Origin of the sequence: Eubacterium sp. AF19-12LB, assembly GCF_003479125.1 — a bacterium.
Classification (GTDB): Bacteria; Bacillota; Clostridia; order Lachnospirales; family Lachnospiraceae; genus Eubacterium_U; species Eubacterium_U album.
Genome location: NZ_QUGP01000001.1, coordinates 309,348 through 330,785 on the forward strand (window position 1 = coordinate 309,348; position 21,438 = coordinate 330,785).

Genomic DNA, 21,438 nt, shown 5'->3' on the forward strand with positions numbered 1-21,438 from the left:
GTAGAGAAATGCCAATCACAGAGATTTTAGAGAAGAACGCAAAAGAATACGGAAAAGATGTCTGCTTAGTAGAAATTAATCCGGACTTGCAGGAAAAGAAAAGAGTAACATGGAGAGATTACGAATTAATCGAATCCAATCCAATGTGTCAGTATAGAAGAGAAATTACATGGCACGTATTTAACGAAAAAGCAAACCGTTTTGCAAATCTGCTCATTAGCAGAGGAATTAAGAAAGGCGACAAAGTAGCAATTCTTTTAATGAACTGCTTAGAATGGCTTCCAATTTATTTTGGAATTTTAAAGGCAGGAGCTTTGGCTGTCCCATTAAATTTCAGATACGCAGCAGACGAAATAAAATACTGTGTTGAACTTGCAGAAGTAGATGTATTAGTATTTGGACCTGAATTTACAGGCCGTGTAGAAGAAATCGTTGATGAAATTGATGAAAAGAGAATTTTATTCTATGTAGGTGGTGACTGCCCAACATTTGCTGAAGATTATGATAAGTTAGCAGCAAATTGCCCAAGCTATTCACCTGACATTAAATTAACAGATGATGATTATGCGGCAATTTACTTTTCATCTGGAACAACAGGTTTCCCTAAAGCTATTTTACATAAACACAGAAGTTTAATGCATGCAGCAAAAGTTGAACAGAAACATCATGGACAGACTAAGGATGATGTATTTCTTTGCATTCCTCCACTTTACCATACAGGCGCAAAAATGCACTGGCTTGGAAGTTTTCTTGTGGGAGGCAAGGCAGTATTGCTTAAAGGTGTTACACCAAAGACTATTCTTGAAACAGTGTCAAATGAGCAGTGTACAATTGTATGGCTTTTGGTACCATGGGCTCAGGATATTTTGCTTGCAATAGAAAAAGGCGATGTTAAGCTTGAAGATTATAAATTAGACCAGTGGAGACTTATGCATATTGGTGCACAGCCGGTTCCACAGAGCTTAATTAAAAAATGGAAAACAATTTTCCCTCATCATCAGTATGACACTAACTACGGTCTTAGTGAATCAATTGGACCTGGTGCTGTACATTTAGGAGTCGAAAATATTGACCATGTTGGTGCAATCGGTGTTCCGGGATATGGATGGAAAGTTAAGATTGTGGATGAAAATGGTGTAGAAGTTAAGCAGGGAGATGTTGGTGAATTAATCCTTAAAGGACCTGGTGTAATGGAATGTTATTACAACGACCCTAAGGCAACAGCAGAAACGCTTAAAGATGGTTGGTTATACACAGGAGATATGGCTGAGCAGGACAGTGAGGGATTTATATACCTTGTAGACAGAAAGAAAGACGTTATTATTTCCGGTGGTGAAAATATTTATCCGGTTCAGATAGAGAATTTCTTAAGCAAACATCCTGATATAAAAGATGTAGCTGTAATAGGTATTGCTGATACAAGATTAGGTGAAATATCAGCTGCAATTATTGAATTAAAACCAGGTGTAGCAACAACAGAAGAAGATATTAATAATTTCTGTAAGGAACTTCCACGTTACAAGAGACCTAGAAAAATTATTTTTGCGGATGTACCTAGAAATCCAACAGGTAAGATTGAAAAACCTAAGTTAAGACATATGTATAACAGCGAAAACTTAGTAGATGCCCAGAACAGAGCGTAAAAGGGTAAATAATTAAATAAATTAAGATAATGCGAAAAGGCATAGCCCATAGAATTAAATTCATGAGTTGTGCCTTTTTTTGGCTCTTAAAATTTATGAATAAACAGAACATATTATATCAAATTAAATATAACGGTAAACAATATATTGACACACAAAGTATTAGAGAATAATATATGTATATATCAAAGGGACAATACAATTTATAGGAGGAGCGATATGAAAAAGTATTTGGCGGGAATTACAAGTGCAATTGCAACACTAGCATGTATCTTGGCAAACTATCTGGTGAGACTTGTTAATAAGGAAGTTTCAATGTCTTATAAGGCATGGGAAGGAATAGGAAAAGAGATTATTATTTACATAGTCTTAGGATTGATTATTGGATATAATATTTATGTATTAAGCAAAAATATTAAGAATAATACAATCACAATAATAGTTGCCGTAATTGTTAACATAGTAATTGCAGCTATTATGTTTTATTGGTGGGATCAGGTATGGACAATAGTTTTATTAGTGGGAAGTTATTTAACACTATTATTAACAAAGATAATTGAAAAAGAAGCATAAATAATAAAAGCGATAGAGTTCTGATATGAATCCACAACACAAGTTGAGATAATATCATTAATTCTATCGCTTTTATATTTAAAGGAAAGAGGAGGACACAGAGATGAGAAAAAGAAGATGCAAATGGGGAAATTGTTTCACTGCTTTATTAGTATGTGTAATGAGTGCAAGTGTTTTTGCGGCAACAGCTAGTAGAACAACTGTATATGCAGATTCAGAAGATAAATCGATTCAACTGGAGTACAGATGCTATGATACAGAAAAAGATAGAGGAATAATTATAGATTAAATATAGAAGAGGCAGTTGCGTCTGTGATTAAATCACTAAAGCAACTGCCTCTTCTTAGATAAGTATATTACTGCCGGATTATTCCGGTAATATTATTCAATTTTATTTAAACTGGTGATTCTGTATCTGTAATCTGCATCCTGGTACATAACCACTGAAATATAAGTAACTGCTCATATCAATAGTTTTACTATTGTATGAAACTGTATTGTCTCCATTTAAAACATCTTTAGCAGCTTTAATGCAGTCAGAATTTAAATTACCGCTGTCATATAATGATAATGATCTGCTAAGAGAACCATTTCTTGCAGGAGTAAACTGTCCACTCTGGTAAACAACTCCACTAACTGTGTTAGGGAAGAGAGTAGATCTTACTCTGTTCATAACTACAATTCCTACAGCTTTCTTACCGGCATAAACCTGATTGCCTGATTCACTGTAAATAATTGAAGAAAGCATTCTTAAATCACTGCTGTTGTAACGATTCTTAACTATTATATTAACTGTTCCGTAAGTTGAACCATTAACTTTACTTGTTATTGTAATTGTTGCCTTGCCGGCCTTTAAACCGGTAACAGTACCTTTCTTTGAAACCTTGGCAACTTTCTTGTTGCTTGATTTAAAAGAATAGTAATCAACATTATTACCATTGCTTTTTAAAAGTTTCTTTATCTTGTATGTCTTATTTACCTTAACTGTCTTCGTAATACTTATCTGTGATTTGTTTGTTGAATTAATATCTGCGTTTACCATTGTAATGCTTGATGCAATAAGCATAAATGCTATCATTAGTAAACTATAAATCTTTAATTTCACAACTACCTCCAAATGTTACGCTTATATTTTACAAATGTTACAAATTTGTTACGTTTATTAATAATGCCTTAAAAAACAGTTTTTGTCAAGGGTTTTCTTAAAGGAATAATATGACAAACCGTAATAAATAATAAAAAATGAGAACAAAAACGAAAAAAATCGAATTAATTTGTTACGGTTTGTAACAATTGAAAATGGAATATATAGTGAATGAAAAGAGTGGTTCATACAAGTACTTGATGAAAATGCAATATATCATATTTTAAGTTGCAATGACTCATAAAAATTTATTTATAATAAGAAAAATTTTTTGGATATTGTAACATTTATGCTAATTGACAAATATAAAATTATATGTTACTTTTTTCAGAAGAAAAGTATATAAATTAACTGCCACCGGGTAGGAGCGGATAACGCCGGAATTCGTATCGTTAGGTCTTAGAAGATATGAATGCCGGCGATTTTTTTGCAATAAATAACAGAAGAAAATAGTGGACGGCAGAATTTGTGTAATAAAAGAATAATGAAATGCTAAACAATATTTTTAAAATAGAAAGAGGGAATAATGAACAGAAACTTAAAAGAATTTATTAAATATACAGTTTTTAATGTTTTAGGAATGATAGGGTTGTCATGCTATATATTAGCAGATACTTTCTTTATATCATTTGGACTAGGTGCAAATGGACTTGCGGCTCTAAATTTGGCACTGCCGGTTTACAGCGTTATTAACGGAAGTGGGTTAATGCTTGGAATAGGTGGAGCTACTAAATATGCAATAATGAAAAATCAGGGAAATAAGAAGTATAATGAAAGTTTTATGAATACAGTGTTTATGGCAATCGTTATTGGAATAATATTTTTCTTAACAGGGATTATTTTTTCGGGAAATATAGCAACGCTGTTGGGGGCAAATAAACAGGTTTACCATATGACATCTATTTATTTAAAAGTTCTTCTCATGTTTGGTCCGGCATTTGTATTAAATAATGTAATGAATGCATTTGTTAGAAATGATGGAAATCCCAGACTTTCTATGATAGCAATGTTAGTAGGTAGTTTTGGCAATATTATTTTAGATTATTTATTGGTAATTAAATTTAGCATGGGAATGTTTGGAGCTGTCCTTGCAACTGGATTTTCGCCGATTATGGGACTTATGGTGTTATCGGGACATATTGTTTCAGAGAATAGCAACATTAAATTTAAAGTAGCAAAAATAAGAGCGTCATTTATTAAATCAATCATAATGCTTGGAATTCCTTCGTTTGTTGCAGAAATGTCATCAGGCATAGTGATTTTTGTGTTTAATATAATTATATTAGGCTTACAGGGAAATGTAGGGGTGGCAGCATATGGTGTTATTGCAAATTTAGCCCTTGTAGTGATTTCAATTTACACAGGTGTAGCACAGGGAAGCCAACCTTTGTTTAGTGCGGCATATGGGAAAAATGACAAGAAGATGCAGAAACAGTTATTTAAATATGCAATTACTGCTGTAACTTTGATTTCTATAGTAATATATGCAGTTATTTTGTTATTTGCAAATCCAATTACTTCTATATTTAATGGCGAAGGAAATATGCAGCTTCAGGCTATAGCAGTTAAAGGAATGTATTTATACTTTACTTCAATTTTATTTATTGGAATGAATATTGTGATGGCTACTTATTTTGCTGCAAGAGAAAAAGTAATTCCTTCATATATAATATCTTTTGGCAGAGGGTTTGTGGTTATAATTCCAATGGCGTTTATAATGAGTTTTCTATGGAAAATGACAGGTGTATGGCTGGCAATGACTGTAACTGAGGGAATAATTGCTGCTGTCGGAGTGGCACTAATAAAAAAAGCTTAGGCCTTTAAGGTCTAAGCTTTTTTATATAAATTATTTAAACATATGATGTGCAATTCTAAATTTACTTCTGTAAATATATCTGCTAAAGAATAATGTCTTTGTCATGTTGATAGTTGAGTTCTTGTAAATAACTGTCTTATCACCATTTAATGCTTCCTTAGCTGCTGCAATACAGTCAGGATCCATTCTTCCGCTATCATATAATGCTAAAGATCTGTTAAGTGAACCGTTTCTTGCAGGAGTGAACTGTCGTCTCTGATAAAGAACACCTTTAATTGTGTTAGGGAAGAGACTTGATTTTATCCTGTTAGCAACTACAATACCAACAGCTTTCTTTCCAGCATATGGTTCTCCACATGCTTCACTGTAAATGATAGATGACATATATCTTAACTGACTTGCTGTGTAACTGCTCTTAACATCAAGATTAACAGTGGCATATACTGAATCATCTGTGTCAGAAGTAACAGTAACAGTTGTTGAACCTGTCTTAAGACCGGTAACAGTACCTGCCTTTGAAACCTTAACTACAGTTGAGTCATCAGCTGTAAAAGTCATATCTTTTACTGATTCAGAATCAAGATTTAATGATTTCTGTAATTTGATTTTCTTGTTAACTTTAACTGATTTATTAATATCTAATGTATTGTCTGTGTTATCTGTACTAGTTATATTGTTGTATGAATTTTCTGTTGATGTTTCTACTTCTGAAGCTGTTGATGTTTCAGTTGCTACTGTATTAGTATCAGGTATTGAAACTGAATCATCAGCGTGTACTGTTACAAGTCCTACTGCTGCAAACATAAAAGTAAAAACTAAAGAACTGTAAATTTTACGTTTCAAAACTAACCTCCAATTATTATATAATTAATTACGAATAATTATTACGAAAAGTCGTAAATTTATTACAAAAATATTACGCCTATTAATAATGCCTTAAAATTCAAAAAATGTCAAGAGTAGGACACAGTCTTTTAACATATTTAAGAATAGGATAAAGAAAGATAAATAAGTTGCAATGAATAGTTTGTTTTGTTAAAATTTAAAAAGGTTTTGCCGTATAAATGGGCATTCTGAGCAAAAATGGTTAAAAATTTTTTCTAACAAATATATAGAATAAATAAAAAGAAAGTAAAAAATAAAAAAATTTACTAAAATATATAAAAATTTCATTTTTTTGTAAAAATTATTGAAATTTGAAATAATTAGAATAATGAAAAGAGGCATTAATTTGAATATATTATCAGTTGAAAATATAACACATTCTTTTACGGAAAGAAAATTATTTGATAAAGCAAGCTTTTATCTTCATGAAGGAGACAAAGTAGGTGTTATTGGCATAAATGGAACAGGAAAATCTACATTATTAAAAATAATGGCAGGAATAGAAGAGCCGGATGAAGGAAAAGTAATTAAGGCATCGAATTTAATGATTCACTATTTGCCACAGAATCCTAAGTTTAATGATGAGGATACGGTCATAGAAAGTGTACAGAATATGGTACATCATCATGCAAATGAAAATGAACTTATAGAAGCTAAAAGTATGATGACACGTTTAGGAATAACGGATTTTGAACAGAAAACAGGAGAATTGTCAGGAGGACAGAGAAAAAGACTGGCTTTGGTTTCGGTGTTGCTTACACCATGTGATATTTTAATTTTAGATGAACCTACAAACCATTTAGATAGCACAATGGCTGAGTGGCTTGAAAATCAGCTTAAGGCATTTAAAGGCGCTCTTGTAATGGTAACTCATGACAGATATTTTTTAGATAGTGTAACAAATAGAATAATCGAACTTGATAAAGGAAAGATTTACAGTTATCAGGAGAAATATTCAGGATATTTGCAACGTAAGGCAGAAAGAGAAGCGAGTGACAAAGCCAGCGAACGTAAACGTCAGAGTATTTTAAGAAAAGAAATTGAGTGGATGCAAAGAGGTGCAAGAGCAAGGTCTACGAAGCAGAAAGCTCATATTCAAAGATATGAAAATTTGAAAAATCAGCAGGGAATAGTAGAGGATGAAAAAATTGAACTTAGCAGTATAAAGTCCAGAATGGGAAGAACAACCATCGAAATTGAAAATATTTCTAAGGCTTACGGAGACAATGTGTTAATCAAAGATTTTACATACAATTTCCTGAAAGGTGACAGAGTCGGATTTGTAGGAAAGAATGGATGCGGAAAAACAACTTTGATGAAGATTATTGATGGCCGAATTAAGCCTGACAGTGGAAATATTAATATTGGACAGACAATTAAGATGGGTTATTATACTCAGGAAATTGAAAATGACAAAGATGCGGGAATTGCTTATATGGATTCTGAAGACAGAGTTATTGATTACATTAAAAATACTGCTGAATTTGTCAGAACTGAAGAAGGGCTTGTTTCGGCATCAGTTATGCTTGAAAGATTCTTGTTCCCATCATCACAACAGTACAGTAAGATTGGCAAATTATCAGGTGGCGAGAGAAGAAGACTAAATCTTTTAAGAGTTCTTATGGAAGCACCAAATGTTCTTATTTTAGACGAACCTACAAATGATTTGGATATAGAAACAATGACAATATTAGAAGATTATTTAGATAGTTTTGATGGAATTGTAATTACTGTTTCTCATGACAGATATTTCCTCGACAGAGTTGTAAGAAGAATATTTTCATTTGAAGGAAATGGTGTGATTCGTCAGTATGAAGGTGGTTACACAGATTACATTAATAAAAAGAAGGAAAATGAAACACCGGAAGAAAATATTTTTTCAAATTCAAAGTCAAAAAATTCTTCAGAAGATAAAAATGGTAAGCCAGACTATAAAAATAGAAATAAAAAATTGAAATTCTCTTACAATGAGCAGAGAGAATATGAAACCATAGAAGATGACATATCTAAATTAGAAGAAAAACTTGAAAAATTAGATGATGAAATGAACAAAAATGCTACTAATTCTGTAAAACTAAAAGAATTGATAGATTCTAAAGAAGAAACAGAAACTCTTTTAATGGAAAAGATGAACAGATGGGAATATTTAGAAGATTTGGCTAAAAAAATAGAAGAGCAGGGAAGGTAAATATTGTTTATAGAAATGATAACCATAAAATAAAGGCAAGGGAAAATTTTCCTTTGCCTTTGTTGTTTCCTAATATAATAAAGTCTGTTAATGAACAGATTGTTCAGTTCTTAAAAATGTCTGATAGAATATTTTCATGATATTCTTTGTTTACTGATTATCAGATACTTTATCTAAACACTCTAAGAATTTCTCATGGTATTCAGTCATGTTGTTTTTTAATGAAACAGGTCTTCCGTTTTTACTTAAAAAGCAATGGCTTGTAATGCCTCGAGTTGTTACTTTGCCGGATTTTTTATCAACTATTTCATAATTTAATTTCATACGAATGCCATTGTATTCGATAAGGCTAACCTTAATAAGCATTGTTTCGCCAAACTGAACCATACGCTTGTATTCACATTGAACACTAAGAACAGGTGACATAATACCATTCTCTTCTAATTCTTTATAAGGTATACCTAAGGAATCCATAAAAGCAATTCGGGCTTCTTCAAAATATCTTAAGTAATTTGAATGATGAACAACTCCCATCATATCAGTTTCATAATAATTTGCTTTTCGCTCATATGTAAATGTCATATTAAAAATCCCTTCTATCTTATTTAAATCATTGTATCTTTAATTTTTATTAACATTATTAGTATACATCATTTTACAAAAATGTGTTATCAAAAATATTGACAATAAAAATGCGATTTTGTATAGTGTATCTGGGTTTAGTTTTACTAAACTTTAAGGTTAGTATTTGAAAATAAAGGAAAAAATAATGGATATAGGATTTAAGATAAAAGAATTGAGAATGGAGAGGGGATTAACGCAGGAAGAACTGGCTGACAGGGCAGAACTTTCTAAGGGGTTTATTTCTCAGGTTGAAAACAATCTTACATCTCCATCAATTGCAACATTGACAGATATTTTGCAGTGCCTGGGAACGGATTTAAAAGATTTTTTTAATGATACGAAGGATGAGCAGATAGTTTTTTCAAAAGAGGATTATTTTGAAAAAAATGATAGTGAATTAAAGAATTCCATACAGTGGATAATCCCTAATGCCCAAAAGAATACGATGGAACCGATTCTTCTTACATTAGAACAGGGAGGTTCGACGTATCCGGACAATCCTCATGAGGGAGAAGAATTTGGATACGTATTAAAGGGAAGCGTGGAAATTCATATAGGTGGAAAGATTTATAAGGCAAAAAAAGGCGAGTCATTTTATTATGAGGCAAAATATAGCCATCATATAGAATCGAAAAAAGGTGCAACAATAATATGGGTAAGTTCACCACCGAGTTTCTAAAAATATCGAAACAATAATGGTAAGTTTATCACTTGATTTATAATGACGACTAAGAACTACCATAAATTTATAGGTGTGTTGATTAACGTATACAATTGTAAAAAATTGGAACTATTAAAAAGATTGGAGGATGTACAGTGAGTAATAAGATTATTGAATTAAAAGGAATAACAAAGACATTCGATGACCAGCAGGTTTTAAAAGGAATAGATTTAAATATATATGAAAATGAATTTTTGACATTGCTTGGACCTAGTGGATGCGGAAAGACAACACTTCTTAGAATTTTAGGCGGATTTGAATCGGCAGACAATGGAGAGGTATTGTTTAATGGTAAAGATATTGCAAAGGTTCCGCCATATAAAAGAGAAATAAATACGGTATTTCAGAAATATGCTCTTTTTCCATTTTTAAATGTATATGATAATGTGGCTTTTGGTCTTAATTTGAAAAAAATGGATAAGGACGTAATAGATAAAAAAGTTAAAAATATTTTAGCTTTAGTTGGACTTGAAGGATTTGAAAAGAGAGATGTTACAAGACTTTCAGGTGGACAGCAGCAAAGAGTTGCCATAGCAAGAGCTCTTGTAAATGAACCTAAAGTTTTGCTTCTTGATGAACCACTTGGAGCGCTTGATGCAAAATTAAGAAAGGACATGCAGATTGAACTAAAAAAGATTCAGAAAGAAGTAGGAATTACTTTCGTATTTGTAACTCATGACCAGGAAGAAGCGTTGTCAATGTCCGACACGATTGTTGTTTTAAATGATGGTGTTATCCAGCAGATTGGTACGCCTATGGACATTTACAACGAACCTGAAAACAGATTTGTTGCAAATTTTATTGGCGAGTCAAATATTATAGAAGGAAATATGCTTAAGGATTGTCTGGTAAAATTTGATGATATTGAATGGGAGTGCGTTGATAAAGGGTTTAAAGATAATGAAGAAATTGAAGTAGTTCTTCGTCCTGAAGATATGGATATTGTAAAACCCGAAGAGGCACAGCTTGTAGGCACAATTATTTCAAAGGTATTTATGGGAGTTCACTATGAGTATCTTGTTGAAACAAAATATAGAAATTATAAAGTTCATACAACAGATGATTATGAAGTGGGGCTTAAGGTTGGAATGACAATTGACCCATTTGACATTCAGGTTATGTATAAGATGGATTATTAATAGGAGGAAACAAAATGAACGAAGTTCATTTTCTATAAATGTTTCCGACGAATAGCCACCGACCGAAGGGCGGGGGCATTACATGTTTTACAGGAGGAAGAAATGGGACATTATAAAAATTTAATAAAACCGTATGTGTTCTGGTCATTTTTGCTTATTGTTGTGCCGCTGTTATTGATTGTGTTGTATTCAGTTACGGCAGGCGACAATTCCGTGTTGACCATACATTTTACATTAGACAATTTTAAGAAAATATCAGATCCTGTATATTTAAATGTATTTATAAAATCTCTTAAGATGGGATTGATTACTACAGGAATTTGTGTGGTGTTTGCATATCCGATGGCATATATTATTGCAAAATTTGACGAGAGTGTTCAGGATATTTTAATTTTGCTGGTTACAATTCCTATGTGGATTAATACTTTGCTTAGAACTTATGCATGGATTAGTTTGCTATCAGACAATGGAATTGTAAATTCGTTATTAAAGGTTTTAGGAATAAATCCTGTAACAATGATGTATACAGATTTTTCAGTTGTAATGGGATTAGTATGTGACTTGCTTCCGTTTATGGTAATTCCAATCCATACATCTCTTGCCAAAATGGATTATTCCTTAGTAGAGGCAGCAAATGATTTAGGAGCAAATAGATTTCAAACTTTTACAAAAGTTATTTTTAAACTTTCGATTCCGGGTGTTATAAGTGGTGTAACGATGGTGTTTTTACTTTCAATATCAAGTTTCGTAATTCCATCTTTACTAGGTGGACGTCAGTATGTACTTATTGGAAATTTAATTGAAAATCAGTTTATATCAGTTGGAGACTGGAATTTCGGAAGTGCGATTTCTATTATCCTTGCAATTATTATATTAGGATTAATCAGATTAATGAAAAAGATTGACTCTGAGGAAGCAGGAGGTGAATAGATGAATAAGAAAGTTTCAATAGGACCAAAGTTATATATTGCGTTGTGTTTTATATTTTTCTATTTGCCAATTGCAATTACAATGTTATTTTCATTTAACTCATCGAAGTCACTTACTCATTTTACAGGATTTTCATTTAGATGGTATGAAAAATTAATTACGGACAGAGATATTATTTCGGCTGTTTATGTTTCAATCAGTATTGCCATAATTTCAACATTGGTATCAACTGTTCTTGGGACAATTACTTCAATCGGACTTTCAAGAAGTAGAAAGGTTCTTAAAGAATGGGTTCTTAGCGTAAATGACCTTCCTATTATGAATCCTGATATTGTTACGGCTATAGGTCTGATGATTTTATTTTCTTCTATTAAATTAGGTAGAGGATATTTGACAATGTTGCTTGCACATATCGCATTTTGTACGCCATATGTAATAACAAGTGTTTATCCTAAGGTAAGACGAATGGATCACAACCTTGCAAATGCTGCAATGGATTTAGGAGCAACACCTTTTCAAGCACTTACAAAGGTTATAATTCCAATGTTAAAGCCTGGAATTTATGCTGGAATGCTACTTGCATTTACAATGTCACTTGATGACTTTGTAGTTTCATATTTTGTAACGGGAAATGGTGTCCAAAACATTTCAATAGTAGTTTATAACATGACAAAAAGAACAAATCCGACAATTAATGCACTGTCAACTCTTCTTATTTTAGCAGTTGTAATTATTTTGATTGTTGTAAACGTAATTCCTGCCATTGCAAAAAGACAGCACAGAGAGGCAAATGAAATTGCATCAAAGGGACATGGAGTGTGGAAGAAATTTGCTCCGGTGCTTTCAGTTATATTGGCAATTGCAATTGCGGGCGGATGTGTTTATGGATTTGTTAAAGAACAAAACCGTCAGGTACTTAGAGTGTTTAATTCAGGAGAATATATGGATACAAATCTTCTGACTAAATTTGAAAAAGAATATGACTGTGAAGTTGTTTACGAAACATATGATTCAAATGAGTCAATGTATACAAAACTGTTAAGTGGAGCTGAGTATGACATTTTAGTACCGTCTGACTATATGGTTGAAAGACTTATAAAAGAAGAAAGAATTCAGCCGATTAATTGGGATTTAATAACAAATAAGGATAATGTTATCAGTAATCTGTTTGAGAATGAATATGATCCTGAAAACAAATATACAGTGCCTTACTATTGGGGAACTGTAGGAATTTTATATAACAAAAATATTGTAGATAAGGCAGATTTGGCACAAGGTTGGGAAATCTTAAAAAATAAAAAATATGCAGGCAATATTTATATGTATGATTCAGAAAGAGATTCATTCATGGTTGCATTGAAAGTGTTAGGTTATTCAATGAATACTTCAAATCATGATGAACTAAAGAAAGCATATGACTGGCTTGTTGACCAGCGTGAAATTATGCATCCTGTTTATGCCGGAGATGATGTTATTGACAATATGATTTCAGGCAATAAAGCAATGGCAGTTGTATACTCAGGAGATGGAGCGTATATTATGTCAGAAAATGAAGATATGGATTTCTTTGTCCCTGAGCAAGGCTCAAATGTGTGGTATGACAGTATGGTTATTACTAAGCAGTGTAAAGATACAAAACTTGCTAATGAATTCCTTAATTTTATGCTAAGGGAGGACGTGGCAAAGCAGAATACGGAATATATAGGATATGATAGTGCAGTAAAATCGGTTTATGAATATTTTAGAGATGATGAATATGAAGGAATTTCAGCATGTGCGCCTGATATTTCAAATCCGTTAAATGAAACATTTAAATATCAGGATACTGAATTAAAAGAATTCTGTGCCGGTTTATGGACAAAGGTTAAGTCTTATTAGAATTGAGTATCGCTATTATGACTTATAAAAATAAGTATGAGTTGCAATCTATAGAATTGTAACCGATTACGAATAAAGAAAAAGTCTTATTAGAAAAAGGAGCATTATGGCAAATATTATAGAGATAACTGATTTTAATTCTCCGCAGTTAGATATTTATGCAAGAATGTCGGAAGGGCAGCTTCTTAACAGGCATGAACCTGAAAAAGGGATATTCATAGCAGAAAGTCCAAAGGTAGTTGAAAGGGCGTTGGATGCGGGATGTGAGCCGATATCAATGCTTGTTGAACATAAGCATATTGATGGAGAAGCAAAACCTATTATAGACAGATGTAGAGAAGTTCCTGTGTATACGGCGCCATTTGAAGTGCTTACACAGTTGACAGGATTTAAATTAACAAGAGGAATGTTGTGTGCAATGCATCGCCCACAACTTCCTAATGTTTCAGAAGTTTGTAGCAAAGCAAGGCGTATAGCAGTTCTTGAAAATGTAATGAATCCAACAAATGTGGGAGCAATTTTTCGTTCGGCAGCAGCTTTAAACATGGATGCGGTTTTGCTCACTCATGGATGTAGTAATCCGTTGTATAGAAGAGCGATAAGAGTAAGTATGGGAACTGTATTTCAGATTCCGTGGACTTTTTTGAACGAAGAAAAAGGAGTAAGTGGACTTAAAGAATTAGGATTTAAGACAGCCGCTATGGCATTAACTGATGATTCGGTATCAATTGATAACGAGGAACTTTTGGCAGAAGAAAAACTTGCAATAGTTCTTGGAACAGAAGGGGACGGACTTGCTAAAGAAACAATTGCAGACTGTGATTATACTGTAAAAATTCCGATGTCTCATGGGGTAGATTCATTAAATGTAGCAGCAGCCAGTGCAGTTGCATTCTGGCAAATGGGAAAATAATGTGGGCTTAGACCTTTTACTTCAGGCATTTTAAAATTAAAAGTGTAAGACTAAAATCGACTTTGTCCACTTCAAAGTGGAAATAAACTTTTCGCTTCACGTTAAAATTAAATAAAAAAAATCGCTTGACAAAAGAGTGTGGTTATTGTACTATAAAACACGCGAGTGCGACTCAAAGCAAGCGCATCATGAATAAGTGATGTGCCCAGTTAGCTCAGTTGGTAGAGCAGAGGACTGAAAATCCTCGTGTCTCTGGTTCGATTCCGGAACTGGGCACTCCGCGGGTGTAGTTCAATGGTAGAACACTAGCCTTCCAAGCTAGATACGTGGGTTCGATTCCCATCACCCGCTTTTGTTATGCCTAAAAATGCGTGTAGAATTTCTTAAAAGAAATATATTAAATATACTTAATCAAAAGAACCCACATCATCGCTGATGTGGGCTCTTTTGATGTTACTATATTATTTTTTCTGATAAACTCTTACATAATCAATAATAAATTCAAAAGGAATATTAGAATCATCTACAGGTCCGCCAAGCCCACCGCCGACAGCAGTATTTAATATGAGATAAAAAGGCTTGTCAAACGGCCATGAATCATGGCTTTGGTCTGTGTCATCAGCTTTGTTGTAACGACAGTAGCTTTTGCCATCAACGAAATATTCGATATAATCTTTAGTCCATTCCATTGCATAGACATGAAAATCATCTGAAAAATCAACGTCAAAAGTTACATTTGTTGTGTACTGAATGCCATCCTTACGTGTATGATTGTGATTTTTAGAATGAAGGCTGAACAATAAATGCTTTTTTAACCTTCCAATATGTTCTAAAATATCAATTTCACCACAGTTTGGCCAATGATCATTTTCAGGGATAGGAGGCAAAATAGCTCGTTGCTCCTTGCTCATGTTAAAGAAATCTGGGCGGCCATCATGTCTTGTAGGAATTCCGTCAGGTAATTTATGAGGCTTAATATATGGCATCATCCATATTGCGGGCCATGAGCCGACACCTCTTGGCACTTTGGCACGAAATTCAAAATAACCATATGTCCACATTCCTTTATTTAAGGTGTTGACTTTTCCTGATGTGTATTCTCGGTCGCCATCCTTTTGCTTTAAAGAACGTATTGTTAAATGACCATCTTTCACAAAAACATTATCAAGTCTGTCAGTATAGGCCTGAAGCTCACGATTTGGCCACTGAAAGTTTCCGGTTTCATAATTCCATTTTTTAGAATCTAATTTTCCTTCGTAATCAAATTCATCATTCCAAACTAAATTGTATTCATTAATATTCATAACTATCTCCGATAAAATTTAAAATTCTTTTTGAATTTAACAATGAAAATATTTTTATGCAACACCTTTTTAAAATAATTTATACATAATAAATTGTTTTGGTGTACAATCACTATTGAGAATAAAATAAAAATATGTAAATATTGGGAATGATTGTGAATACATAACGTATAATATTAAATTTTACACAGTCAGAATAATGAGATTAAAAATTCTACAGTATTAAAAAAAATAATAATCTAAAAGAGGAAATAAAATGAATATAGTTTTAGTAGCAATAAATGCAAAATATATACATTCAAATTTAGCAGTTTACAGCCTGAAAGCATATGCAGAAAAATATGCAAAAAATGAAAATATAGAAATAGAAATTGCAGAATATACAATAAATCAGACAGAGGACGAAGTACTTAGAAATTTATATGAAAGAAAGGCTGATATTTTAGCATTTTCATGTTATATATGGAATTTGCAAATGACAAAGCATGTAATTGAAAATATGAAAAAGGTTGCGCCTAATGTACCGATTTATATGGGAGGTCCTGAGGTCTCGTATAATGCTAAAGAATTTCTTTTACAAAATAATGAAGTAGAAGGAATTATGCGCGGAGAGGGAGAAAAAATATTTGCAAATTTTGTTACGGCTGTGTCAGAGGAGAATAGACCGATACCAAATCTTTCCAATATAAAGGGAATGGTTTATAGAAGTGCGAGCGGTGAAATTATTGAAAATGAATTGGAAAGCCCGCTCGATATGTCGGATATTCCATTTGTGTACAAAGATTTAAAACAGTTTGAAAATAAAATAATGTATTATGAGACGAGCCGTGGATGCCCATTTTCCTGTAGTTATTGCCTCTCATCGATAGATAAAAAATTAAGATTTAGAAATTTATCTTTAGTAAAAGAAGAATTGAAGTTCTTTATAGATAATAAAGTCGCACAGGTAAAATTCGTAGACAGAACATTTAACTGCAAGAAAGACCATGCAATAGAGATATGGAAGTTTATAAAAGAACATGACAATGGAATAACGAATTTTCATTTCGAAGTTGCAGCAGATTTGATGACAGATGAGGAAATAGAAATTATTAAAGATATGCGTCCAGGACTAATCCAGTTAGAAATTGGAGTGCAGTCTGTAAATGAGATGACTATTTCAGCAATAAACAGAAAGACAAATTTAGACAAAATAAGAGAAAAAGTTGCTAAGATTAAATCATTTGGAAATGTACATCAACATCTTGATTTGATTGCGGGATTGCCTTATGAAGATTATGATTCATTTGCAAATTCCTTTAATCAGGTTTATGCGATGAAACCTGACCAATTGCAGTTAGGATTTCTTAAAGTACTTTATGGTTCAAATATGAAACTTATGAGCGGGGAATATGGAATAAAGTACTTGTCATATCCACCGTATGAGGTTTTAGAGACAAAATGGATTTCATATGAGGATGTGCTTAAATTAAAGGAAGTGGAAGAAGTAGTTGAAATATACTATAATAGTTTTCAATTTTCTAATTCAGTTATGTATTTAGAAAAAATGTTTGAAACTCCATTTGAATTTTATGAAGAGCTAGGCACGTTTTATAAAGCAAACAGCATGAATGGTGAAAAACATTCGCGAATTGCAAGATATATATTGTTAAGAAAATTTGCAGAATTATTAATAAAAGAAGAAAATAGACCGATAGATATTAATAAGTTTGACGAATTATTAACATTAGATGTATATTTGCGTGAGAATATAAAAACAAGACCGTTATTTGCAAAAGATATTAATAACTTTAAGAAGGAAAAGCAAAGTATTTACAGAAATGAGAAAATATATGAAGTAATTCCTGCGTACAGGGATTATGATAGCAAGCAGATTGCAAAAATGACTCATATAGAAGTGTTTGAAAGAATTTATGAAGCACAGTCAAATCCGAAATATATTTTATTTGACTATAAAGACAGAAACGCGTTAAACAGCGAAGCAAACACAATTGATGTTACAAATTTAGTTGAAAGGTTTGGAGAGAATAATGACTAATGAATATGTCTGTGTGGATATTGAAACCACGGGATGTAAACCAATGGAAAATAAAATAATCGAAATAGGTGCTGTAAAGGTTAAAGATGGAAAGATAGTTGACACATTCTCACGTCTTATAGACCCTGAATGTAATATCCCTTATTACATAACTAATCTTACAGGAATAACAAATGATATGGTAAAGGGGCAGGATACGATAGCTATTGTGCTTAAGGACTTTATTGACTTTGCAGAGGGTGATGTGATAATGGGGCATAATATAATGTTTGATTATAGTTTCCTAAAATGCAATGCCATGGCGTACAATTATAAATTGGAAAAAAGGGGAATTGATACGTTAAAGATTGCAAGAAAAACTATGCCTGAATTAGAAAGTAAGGCGCTGGATTATTTGTGCAGATATTTTGGAATTCTTGACGAAAATCATCATCGTGCATTTAATGATGCTGCAGTTACGGTTGAATTATACAATATTTTGTGTGGCAAATTTGGTGCAGAGTACAAGGAAGTATTTGAACCACAGCCGCTTGTGTGTAAAATAAAAAAAATACAGCCTGCCACGGCAAAACAAATAAAATATTTAAAAGATTTAATGGCATATCATGGTATAGAAGAGCAAATTGAATACGACAAACTGAGCAAAAATGAAGCATCTAAAAAAATAGACAAAATTATAAGCAAAAAGGGAAGAATTTTTGGCTTTGAGAACAAATAGTGTTGTGTTATACTGTGATAATATAGGTCTATAAGCAAAACTATTATGGAATTTATAAGAATTTGCATTGCTAAAGTTAAGAAAATGGTGATAACATATGCAACCTGGGCAAATATGCAAATTAAAAATTCCTACAAATTATAAAAGTATATAAAGGAGAATTGACATGAATTTTTTTGATATGTTCAATAAGAAGAAAAACCAGAGAATCATTTCAGGCGTAATAATTGCAGTAGTTGTACTTGCAATGGTAGTGACAACAGTATTTTCTGTTATGCCGTAAATATAGAAGAGAAAACAAAATGAATGAATTTCATTTTTCTATAAATGTTTTCGACGAGTAGCCGCCGACCAAAGGGAGGGGCAATACAGATTAAGAGGAGGAAAACAAGTGAAAAGTATAAAGAAGAGCGTTGCTGTTATAACAGTAGTTGCAGCTGTACTTGGAATGTCAGTATTTGCATTTGGAGCTGCATCTTCTAAAAATTCAAAAGATAAAGATGTAATCAAAAGTGGAGTAAGAATTGAAAGTATAGACGTAAGCGATTTGACAGAAGAAGAAGCAAATACTAAGGTAAAAGCTTATGTAAAAGAAAAAACAAATGTGCCGGTTAAGATTGATGTAAATGGTACAGAGGTAAAAACTAATTTAAGTGACTTAGGATATAAATGGACAAACAAGTCAGTAATTGAAGAAGCAGTCGGAGTTGGAAAATCAGGAAATGTCATAAAGAGATATAAAGACGGACTTGATTTGAAAAATGAAGGAATTGAGCTCAAACTTGAATTTGGAATTGAAGAAAAAAATATGAAAGACAATTTAAAGAAAATTTGCGACAGCTATAATGTTGAAGCAAAGAATGCGTCTTTAAAACTTACTTCTTCAGGGTTTGAAGTTATACCTGAGCAGGATGGTGTCGTTATTGATTATGATGTAACAGTATCAGGTTTATATGATTACATAACAAAGGAATGGGATAACAAATCAGATATTTTATATACAGCAGAAACAAAGGTGTCTAAACCTAAATATACATCAGAAGATTTAAAAAAAGTTTCTTCTACACCTATGGGAAGTTACTATACTTCATTTTCTGTAGGAACTTCATATGATAATAGAAATAACAATATTAAACATGGAGCTGAAGTATTAGACGGAATTCTTTTATATCCGGGAGAGCAGTATTCATTAAATGAACATTTGGCACCATGGACAGCTGAAAATGGATGGTATCCTGCAGGAACATATGTTGATGGTGGTGTAGCAGACAGTTATGGCGGTGGTATTTGTCAGGTATCAAGTACACTATACAATGCATTGCTTGAAGCAGAAATTAAAGTTGTAGAAAGATATTCTCATTCAATGTCAGTAGCTTATGTGCCATTGGCAGCGGATGCAGCTTTAGCAGGAGATTATAAAGACTTAGTATTTGAAAATAATACGGATGCACCTATTTACATTCAGTCTGTATATAATGCAGGTGGAACATTGACATTTAAAGTTTATGGCCATGATACAAGAGACAGTAGTCGCTCAGTAAAATATGTAAGTGAGACAGTTAAGGAAATACCAATCGGAACAAAGGTTACAAAGGATTCTTCAAAACCTACAAGTTATGAATCAGTAACTGAAAATGGTCATGTGGGATATGTTGCTAAGCTTTGGAAAGTTACATATGAGAATGGAGAAGAAGTTGATAAGGAATTGTTACACACAAGCACTTATGCAATGACTCCAAGAAAAGTTGTAAGAGGAACAAAGAAAGCAGACAAAAAGGGAGAAGAAACGACAGATAAAAAAGATGATTCTGACTCAGATTCAGATAACAAAGAAGAAACAACAAAGAAAAATGAAAAGGCTGAAAAGACAACGTCAGCTAAGGCTAAAGAAACAAAGAAGTCAGAAGAATAAAATAATATATATGATAGGCGGTGGCTTATGCGTAGAGGAAAGATTTCTGAAATCGCTTTAAAACGTTCTGTTTTAAAAAATATAAAAAACAGAAATGCTAAAGTGGTTAGAGGAGCAGATTTAAGTAATGACGCCTGTGAAATACAATTAGAAGACGTTACGGTTGTAATGTCTTCTAATTGTATAGAAACATGGTTTGACGGATGCATAGAGTTTAATGTAGCAAAGGGAATGAATAATATATATGTGCAGGGTGGAATTCCACTTGCGGCAGAAGTTTCAATTGCATTACCATTAGAATATGAAGAAAAGCAGCTTGGCAAATTAATGAGAAAGCTTAATGAAGTATTTGGCAAATACAATGTGCAGATTTCAGGAGGTCATACTACTGTTTCTGCTAATGTAAATCAACCTATAATTATGTTTACTATAATGGGTAGTAAGTGCTACAATGTAAATTGTTTGAAGGATGTTAAGCCCGGACAACAGATTGTTATGACAAAATCCATAGCAGTTGGTGGAACGGGACTTATATCTAATGCTAAGACGGATATTTTAAAAGAAAAATTCATAAATACATATGTTGATAAATGTAAAGATATTATAAATTATATTTCAATTGAAGACGAATCACGTATAGCCTTGGAATGCGGAGAGGTTGCTTTACATGACATTTCTACAGGAGGAGTTTTTGCAGGAGTATGGGAACTTACATCTGCAAGTGGTCTTGGAGTGAAAATTGAATTACAAAAGATTCCGGTATGGCAGGAAACAATTGAAGTATCAGAAGTATTTGATATTAATCCTTATATGCTTGATGGTACAGGTTCTTTATTGATAGTAACAAATAATGGGGAAAGGCTTGTAGATGTTTTAGAAGAAAAAGGAATTAACGCAAGCGTTATAGGAATAATAACATCCGATAAAAACAGAGTATTGATAAATGGAGATGAAACAAGATTTCTGGAACCTCAAAGAGGCGATGAAATATATAAGTTATTCTAAAAGGAGA

At 32.6% G+C, this 21,438-nt stretch carries 18 protein-coding genes and 2 tRNA genes; 16 read left to right on the top strand and 4 right to left on the bottom strand.

Annotation, left to right across the window (positions count from 1 at the left end):
- Window positions 1–8: 8 nt before the first annotated feature.
- The 3 genes from DWX29_RS01245 (at window position 9) to DWX29_RS01255 (ending at window position 2,505) form a co-directional block, all read left to right on the top strand.
- On the top strand, window positions 9–1,643 hold the full coding sequence (locus DWX29_RS01245; protein ID WP_117908459.1) for a class I adenylate-forming enzyme family protein: 1,635 nt from the start codon (window positions 9–11) through the stop codon (window positions 1,641–1,643).
- Between the two features lie 219 nt (window positions 1,644–1,862).
- A complete protein-coding gene (locus DWX29_RS01250) occupies window positions 1,863–2,216 on the top strand; it encodes a hypothetical protein (RefSeq protein WP_117908461.1) in 354 nt (117 codons plus the stop codon).
- Between the two features lie 103 nt (window positions 2,217–2,319).
- Window positions 2,320–2,505: a hypothetical protein gene (locus tag DWX29_RS01255; RefSeq protein WP_118564995.1), complete on the top strand. Its 186-nt coding sequence runs from the start codon at window positions 2,320–2,322 to the stop codon at window positions 2,503–2,505.
- Between the two features lie 102 nt (window positions 2,506–2,607).
- On the opposite strand, the gene DWX29_RS01260 is transcribed toward DWX29_RS01255, so the two are convergent.
- Entirely contained in the window at window positions 2,608–3,321 is a 714-nt protein-coding gene (locus DWX29_RS01260) for a cell wall hydrolase (RefSeq protein WP_147365032.1), read from the bottom strand.
- 565 nt (window positions 3,322–3,886) lie between these two features.
- Between DWX29_RS01260 and DWX29_RS01265 the strand changes: the two genes are divergently transcribed.
- The gene (locus DWX29_RS01265) at window positions 3,887–5,176 is read left to right on the top strand and encodes an MATE family efflux transporter (RefSeq protein ID WP_118564997.1); all 1,290 of its coding nucleotides are present in this window, start codon (window positions 3,887–3,889) and stop codon (window positions 5,174–5,176) included.
- 30 nt (window positions 5,177–5,206) lie between these two features.
- On the opposite strand, the gene DWX29_RS01270 is transcribed toward DWX29_RS01265, so the two are convergent.
- A complete protein-coding gene (locus DWX29_RS01270) occupies window positions 5,207–6,019 on the bottom strand; it encodes a cell wall hydrolase (RefSeq protein ID WP_118564998.1) in 813 nt (270 codons plus the stop codon).
- Between the two features lie 388 nt (window positions 6,020–6,407).
- Between DWX29_RS01270 and DWX29_RS01275 the strand changes: the two genes are divergently transcribed.
- On the top strand, window positions 6,408–8,249 hold the full coding sequence (locus tag DWX29_RS01275; protein ID WP_118564999.1) for an ABC-F family ATP-binding cassette domain-containing protein: 1,842 nt from the start codon (window positions 6,408–6,410) through the stop codon (window positions 8,247–8,249).
- A gap of 150 nt (window positions 8,250–8,399) precedes the next feature.
- Here DWX29_RS01275 and DWX29_RS01280 read toward each other — a convergent pair whose 3' ends face one another.
- Window positions 8,400–8,831: a thioesterase family protein gene (locus DWX29_RS01280; RefSeq protein ID WP_022089123.1), complete on the bottom strand. Its 432-nt coding sequence runs from the start codon at window positions 8,829–8,831 to the stop codon at window positions 8,400–8,402.
- Between the two features lie 187 nt (window positions 8,832–9,018).
- Here DWX29_RS01280 and DWX29_RS01285 point away from each other — a divergent pair, with 187 nt between their 5' ends.
- The 7 genes from DWX29_RS01285 (at window position 9,019) to DWX29_RS01315 (ending at window position 14,805) form a co-directional block, all read left to right on the top strand.
- Window positions 9,019–9,552 carry a helix-turn-helix domain-containing protein gene (locus DWX29_RS01285; RefSeq protein ID WP_118565000.1) on the top strand — a complete coding sequence of 178 codons (534 nt, stop codon included), beginning with the start codon at window positions 9,019–9,021 and terminating at the stop codon, window positions 9,550–9,552.
- A 137-nt stretch (window positions 9,553–9,689) separates the two neighbouring features.
- Window positions 9,690–10,733: a spermidine/putrescine ABC transporter ATP-binding protein gene (gene potA / locus DWX29_RS01290; protein ID WP_022089125.1), complete on the top strand. Its 1,044-nt coding sequence runs from the start codon at window positions 9,690–9,692 to the stop codon at window positions 10,731–10,733.
- Between the two features lie 102 nt (window positions 10,734–10,835).
- Entirely contained in the window at window positions 10,836–11,663 is an 828-nt protein-coding gene (locus DWX29_RS01295; RefSeq protein ID WP_022089126.1) for an ABC transporter permease, read from the top strand.
- Window positions 11,664–13,541 (top strand): extracellular solute-binding protein, encoded by a 1,878-nt coding sequence (locus DWX29_RS01300; protein ID WP_118565001.1) that lies wholly within the window; start codon window positions 11,664–11,666, stop codon window positions 13,539–13,541.
- 106 nt (window positions 13,542–13,647) lie between these two features.
- Complete coding sequence (locus tag DWX29_RS01305) at window positions 13,648–14,454, top strand: RNA methyltransferase (protein WP_118565002.1); 807 nt, start codon at window positions 13,648–13,650, stop codon at window positions 14,452–14,454.
- Window positions 14,455–14,657: 203 nt separating this feature from the next.
- A tRNA-Phe gene (locus DWX29_RS01310) sits at window positions 14,658–14,730 on the top strand.
- 4 nt (window positions 14,731–14,734) lie between these two features.
- A tRNA-Gly gene (locus tag DWX29_RS01315) sits at window positions 14,735–14,805 on the top strand.
- Window positions 14,806–14,915: 110 nt separating this feature from the next.
- Here the strand turns inward: DWX29_RS01315 and DWX29_RS01320 are convergent.
- The gene (locus DWX29_RS01320; protein ID WP_118565003.1) at window positions 14,916–15,758 is read right to left on the bottom strand and encodes a glycoside hydrolase family 16 protein; all 843 of its coding nucleotides are present in this window, start codon (window positions 15,756–15,758) and stop codon (window positions 14,916–14,918) included.
- A 256-nt stretch (window positions 15,759–16,014) separates the two neighbouring features.
- Here DWX29_RS01320 and DWX29_RS01325 point away from each other — a divergent pair, with 256 nt between their 5' ends.
- The 4 genes from DWX29_RS01325 to DWX29_RS01340 all read left to right on the top strand — a co-directional run bounded on the left by DWX29_RS01325 (window position 16,015) and on the right by DWX29_RS01340 (window position 21,431).
- Window positions 16,015–17,796 carry a B12-binding domain-containing radical SAM protein gene (locus DWX29_RS01325; RefSeq protein WP_022088691.1) on the top strand — a complete coding sequence of 594 codons (1,782 nt, stop codon included), beginning with the start codon at window positions 16,015–16,017 and terminating at the stop codon, window positions 17,794–17,796.
- The gene (locus DWX29_RS01330) at window positions 17,789–18,514 is read left to right on the top strand and encodes a 3'-5' exonuclease (protein WP_022088690.1); all 726 of its coding nucleotides are present in this window, start codon (window positions 17,789–17,791) and stop codon (window positions 18,512–18,514) included. Before DWX29_RS01325 ends, DWX29_RS01330 begins: the two co-directional genes overlap by 8 nt.
- A gap of 391 nt (window positions 18,515–18,905) precedes the next feature.
- Complete coding sequence (locus tag DWX29_RS01335; protein ID WP_118565004.1) at window positions 18,906–20,426, top strand: VanW family protein; 1,521 nt, start codon at window positions 18,906–18,908, stop codon at window positions 20,424–20,426.
- 27 nt (window positions 20,427–20,453) lie between these two features.
- Entirely contained in the window at window positions 20,454–21,431 is a 978-nt protein-coding gene (locus tag DWX29_RS01340; RefSeq protein WP_118565005.1) for an AIR synthase-related protein, read from the top strand.
- Window positions 21,432–21,438: the final 7 nt, after the last annotated feature.